The following is a 5374-nucleotide window of genomic DNA, read 5'->3' on the forward strand; positions in this document are numbered from 1 at the left end:
AGTAAGGACCTGGCATCGAGCTATTTTGACAAGGGGCAACCCCCTCACTATCTTCGCCGCAGCTGCGTTTCACGACTGAGTTCGGGATGGGTCAGAGTGGGACCACAGCGCCAGAGACACCAGGAAAGCTTACGTTGCTTGAATATTATGTTGTGTTAGTTCCTTGAGGAACTGAATAGAGAGAAGTGAGGCTGTGCACACAGCCATGGTTGATTCATTGAGTGAACCTGTGATGAGGTCAAGCCCTCGGTCTGTTAGTACGCCTCGACTACATCCATTGCTGGACTTCCATCTAGCGCCTATTAACGGGTGGTCTACCCGTGACCTTACTGGCTTATGCCATGGGAACACTCATCTTGAGGTGGGCTTCCCACTTAGATGCTTTCAGCGGTTATCCACTCCGCACTTAGCTACCCTGCGTTTACCGTTGGCACGATAACAGGTACACCAGCGGTGCGTTCTTCCCGGTCCTCTCGTACTAAGGAAGACTCCTCTCAATGTTCCTACGCCTGCACCGGATATGGACCGAACTGTCTCACGACGTTCTGAACCCAGCTCACGTACCGCTTTAATGGGCGAACAGCCCAACCCTTGGGACCGACTACAGCCCCAGGTTGCGATGAGCCGACATCGAGGTGCCAAACCTCCCCGTCGATGTGAACTCTTGGGGGAGATCAGCCTGTTATCCCTAGAGTAACTTTTATCCGTTGAGCGACGGCCCTTCCACGCGGAACCGTCGGATCACTAAGGCCTACTTTCGTACCTGCTCGACTTGTCAGTCTCGCAGTCAAGCTCTCTTATGCCTTTACACTCGAAGGCTGATTTCCAACCAGCCTGAGAGAACCTTTGCGCGCCTCCGTTACCATTTAGGAGGCGACCGCCCCAGTCAAACTGCCCACCTGATACTGTTCTCTGCCCGGATAACGGGTCAAAGTTAGAATTCTAGCCTTAATAGAGTGGTATCTCACCAGTGACTCCATAACCCCCACAAGGGCTACTTCAAAGTCTCCCACCTATCCTGCGCAATTAAAGCCCGAACCCAATACCAAGCTACAGTAAAGCTTCATAGGGTCTTTCTGTCCGGGTGCAGGTAGTCCGTATCTTCACAGACATTCCTATTTCGCCGAGCCTCTCTCCGAGACAGCTCCCAGATCGTTACGCCTTTCGTGCGGGTCGGAACTTACCCGACAAGGAATTTCGCTACCTTAGGACCGTTATAGTTACGGCCGCCGTTCACCGGGGCTTCAGTCGCTAGCTTTAGCTCCGAAGAGCCTGACCAACTTCCTTAACCTTCCGGCACTGGGCAGGCGTCAGCCCCCATACATCGTCTTGCGACTTAGCGGAGACCTGTGTTTTTGGTAAACAGTCGCCTGGGACTCTTCACTGCGACCACCTCTCGGTGGTACCCCTTCTCCCGAAGTTACGGGGCCATTTTGCCGAGTTCCTTAGAGAGAGTTATCTCGCGCCCCTTAGTATACTCTACCTTCCCACCTGTGTCGGTTTAGGGTACGGGCCAATTTGAATTAACGTGGTTCGGGCTTTTCTTGGAAGCCTGACATCAGACACTTCCCCGTCGTAACGGGTCGTACTCGCTTCTCAGCTCAAGACGTTTTCGCCGTCTCTCATCACCTCGATAGCTTAAACCGGTAACCAACATCCGGCTGTCTTAGCCTTCTCCGTCCCCCGCCACAATCCAAATCAGGTACGGAAATATTAATCCGTTGTCCATCGACTACGCCTTTCGGCCTCGCCTTAGGTCCCGACTAACCCTCCGCGGACGAGCCTTCCGGAGGAAACCTTGGGATTTCGGGGTGTAGGATTCTCACCTACATTTTCGCTACTTAAGCCGACATTCTCACTTCTGTACAATCCACGCCTGCTCTCGCTAACGCTTCAACTCATACAGAACGCTCCTCTACCACTTGTATAAATACAAGTCCACAGCTTCGGTAGGATGCTTAGCCCCGTTCATTTTCGGCGCAGGATCGCTTGACCAGTGAGCTATTACGCACTCTTTTAAGGATGGCTGCTTCTAGGCAAACCTCCTGGTTGTCTCTGCAATCCCACCTCCTTTATCACTTAGCATCCATTTGGGGACCTTAGCTGGTGGTCTGGGCTGTTTCCCTTTCGACGATGAAGCTTATCCCCCACCGTCTGACTGGCATTGTGTGCTACGGGTATTCTGAGTTTGACTCGATTTGGTACCGCTCTCGCAGCCCGCACCGAATCAGTGCTTTACCCCCCGTATATAATCAATACCGCTGTGCCTCAACACATTTCGAGGAGAACCAGCTAGCTCCGGGTTCGATTGGCATTTCACCCCTAACCACAGCTCATCCGCTGGCTTTTCAACGCCAGTCGGTTCGGACCTCCACTTGGTATCACCCAAGCTTCATCCTGGCCATGGTTAGATCACCCGGGTTCGGGTCTATAAAATCTGACTATCGCCCTATTCAGACTCGCTTTCGCTTTGGCTTCGACATTTCCGTCTTAACCTGCCAGACCCTATAAGTCGCCGGCTCATTCTTCAACAGGCACGCTATCACCCGTTTAATCGGGCTCTAACTGCTTGTAGGCTCACGGTTTCATGTTCTATTTCACTCCCCTCCCGGGGTTCTTTTCACCTTTCCCTCGCGGTACTGGTTCACTATCGGTCACGCAGGAGTATTTAGCCTTACGAGGTGGTCCTCGCGGATTCACACGGGATTTCTCGTGCCCCGTGCTACTCGGGATTCAGCTAGTATCGTTAAGTTTTCGACTACAGGACTTTCACCTTCTCTGGTGCATCATTCCAATGCTTCGTCTAACCGCTCGAGTCCATATCGCTGTCCCACAACCCCAATGGTAAAAACCACTGGTTTAGGCTCTTCCCAGTTCGCTCGCCGCTACTAAGGGAATCGATTTTTCTTTCTCTTCCTACAGCTACTAAGATGTTTCAGTTCGCTGCGTTCGCTCGCGCCACCCTATGGATTCAGGTGGCCGTATTTAGGGTTGCCCCATTCGGAAACCTTCGGATCAAAGCTTGCTTCCAGCTCCCCGAAGCGTATCGTCGGTAACCACGTCCTTCTTCGCCTCTGCGTGCCTAGGTATCCACCGTGAGCCCGTTGTAGCTTGACCTTCAATTAATCAGCTATCACTAGCTAACCAATCTCACTCTTCTCTCAACGAACTTTGAATGTTCTGTGTGTACTACCTTACACTTCTCTCATATTCAGTTTTCAAGGTTCTTTGCTAGGCTCTCACCCAGCAGACTATGCCTCGGACTTCCCCAAAACACACCGTGCTGAATTGATTCCTTGCTTTCGTGGTGGAGGTTAGCGGACTCGAACCGCTGACATCCTGCTTGCAAAGCAGGCGCTCTACCAACTGAGCTAAACCCCCACGCAGTGGGCCATCCTGGACTCGAACCAGGGACCTCACCCTTATCAGGGGTGCGCTCTAACCACCTGAGCTAATAGCCCGTGTTTAGTTTCCTTTTCCCTAAGTAACTATTGTTAGCAGCCACCTAAAGCTAAGAAATAAACCTCAACCATAGTCTAGAAACTCGACTCAAAGTCCTGAACGACCTAGAGTGACCGCTCAATACTCCTAATTCAATATGGTTCGGAGTTATCAAGGGTAGGTCTCCCTAAAAGGAGGTGATCCAGCCACACCTTCCGGTACGGCTACCTTGTTACGACTTCACCCCAGTCATCAGCCCTGCCTTCGGCGCCCTCCTCCGCGAACGGTTAGAGTAACGACTTCGGGCGTGGCCAACTCCCATGGTGTGACGGGCGGTGTGTACAAGGCCCGGGAACGTATTCACCGCCGTATGCTGACCGGCGATTACTAGCGATTCCGCCTTCATGCAGGCGAGTTGCAGCCTGCAATCTGAACTGAGCCACAGTTTATGGGATTTGCTTGCACTCGCGCGCTCGCTGCCCTCTGTCTGTAGCATTGTAGGACGTGTGTAGCCCAAGACGTAAGGGGCATGATGACTTGACGTCGTCCCCACCTTCCTCCGTGTTGTCCACGGCAGTCTCCCCAGAGTGCCCAACTTAATGATGGCAACTAAGGACGAGGGTTGCGCTCGTTGCGGGACTTAACCCAACATCTCACGACACGAGCTGACGACAGCCATGCACCACCTGTCTCTGCGCTCCCGAAGGCACTCTCTCATCTCTGAAAGATTCGCAGGATGTCAAGCCTTGGTAAGGTTCTTCGCGTTGCATCGAATTAAACCACATCCTCCACCGCTTGTGCGGGCCCCCGTCAATTCCTTTGAGTTTCACACTTGCGTGCGTACTCCCCAGGCGGGATACTTAACGCGTTAGCTACGGTACTGCACGGGTCGATACGTCCAACACCTAGTATCCATCGTTTACAGCTAGGACTACAGGGGTATCTAATCCCTTTCGCTCCCCTAGCTTTCGTCCCTCAGCGTCAGTTGTGGCCCAGTAGAGCGCCTTCGCCACTGGTGTTCTTCCCGATATCTACGCATTTCACCGCTACACCGGGAATTCCCTCTACCCCTACCACACTCTAGCTTCCCAGTTTCCATTGCCGATCCACAGTTGAGCTGTGGGCTTTGACAACAGACTTAAAAAGCCGCCTGCGGACGCTTTACGCCCAATAATTCCGGATAACGCTTGCCTCCTCCGTCTTACCGCGGCTGCTGGCACGGAGTTAGCCGAGGCTTATTCCTCTGGTACCGTCAGTTCTTCTTCCCAGAGAAAAGAGGTTTACAACCCTAAGGCCTTCCTCCCTCACGCGGCGTTGCTCCGTCAGGCTTTCGCCCATTGCGGAAAATTCCCCACTGCTGCCTCCCGTAGGAGTCTGGGCCGTGTCTCAGTCCCAGTGTGGCTGATCATCCTCTTAGACCAGCTACTGATCGTCGCCTTGGTGAGCCTTTACCCCACCAACTAGCTAATCAGACGCGAGTTCATCCCTAGGCGATATAACTTTTCACCTCTCGGCATATGGGGCATTAGCAGTCGTTTCCAACTGTTGTTCCCCTCCTAAGGGCAGATCCTCACGCGTTACTCACCCGTCCGCCACTAACCCCGAAGGGTCCGTTCGACTTGCATGTGTTAAGCACGCCGCCAGCGTTCATCCTGAGCCAGGATCAAACTCTCCATGTTAGTGACTAATCCCGAAAGACTAATCTCATTTAGTTACTCGTGAAAAGTAACCCGAAAAGCATGTCCCGGATACCTCAGTATCCGATTCTGTCTTCTTACTTGACTCAACCACAGCACAAATGCTATCGTTGAACCAATTTAATCCTTGACAGGAACCTTGGCTTTGTTTCTAGACTATGTAGTTGTCGAGGTTCGCTTCAACCCTCAGTAGGTGGCTCGCTCGAGCCGCTTCCCTCAGGCGCTTTATCAATATA

At 52.6% G+C, this 5374-nt stretch carries 2 tRNA genes and 3 rRNA genes; all 5 read right to left on the bottom strand.

Going from position 1 to position 5374, the window contains the following annotated elements:
• Window positions 1-7: 7 nt before the first annotated feature.
• The 5 genes from rrf to H6F75_RS27650 all read right to left on the bottom strand — a co-directional run bounded on the left by rrf (window position 8) and on the right by H6F75_RS27650 (window position 5120).
• Window positions 8-124, bottom strand: a 5S ribosomal RNA gene (rrf, locus tag H6F75_RS27630).
• Window positions 125-234: 110 nt separating this feature from the next.
• Window positions 235-3117, bottom strand: a 23S ribosomal RNA gene (locus tag H6F75_RS27635).
• Between the two features lie 188 nt (window positions 3118-3305).
• Window positions 3306-3381 (bottom strand) — tRNA-Ala (locus tag H6F75_RS27640).
• Between the two features lie 6 nt (window positions 3382-3387).
• Window positions 3388-3461: transfer RNA gene (locus H6F75_RS27645), tRNA-Ile, on the bottom strand.
• Window positions 3462-3631: 170 nt separating this feature from the next.
• A 16S ribosomal RNA gene (locus H6F75_RS27650) occupies window positions 3632-5120 on the bottom strand.
• The 16S, 23S and 5S rRNA genes sit together here with 2 tRNA genes alongside, the layout of an rRNA operon.
• Window positions 5121-5374: the final 254 nt, after the last annotated feature.

It is taken from the genome of Nodosilinea sp. FACHB-131 (assembly GCF_014695395.1).
GTDB lineage: Bacteria > Cyanobacteriota > Cyanobacteriia > Phormidesmidales > Phormidesmidaceae > Nodosilinea.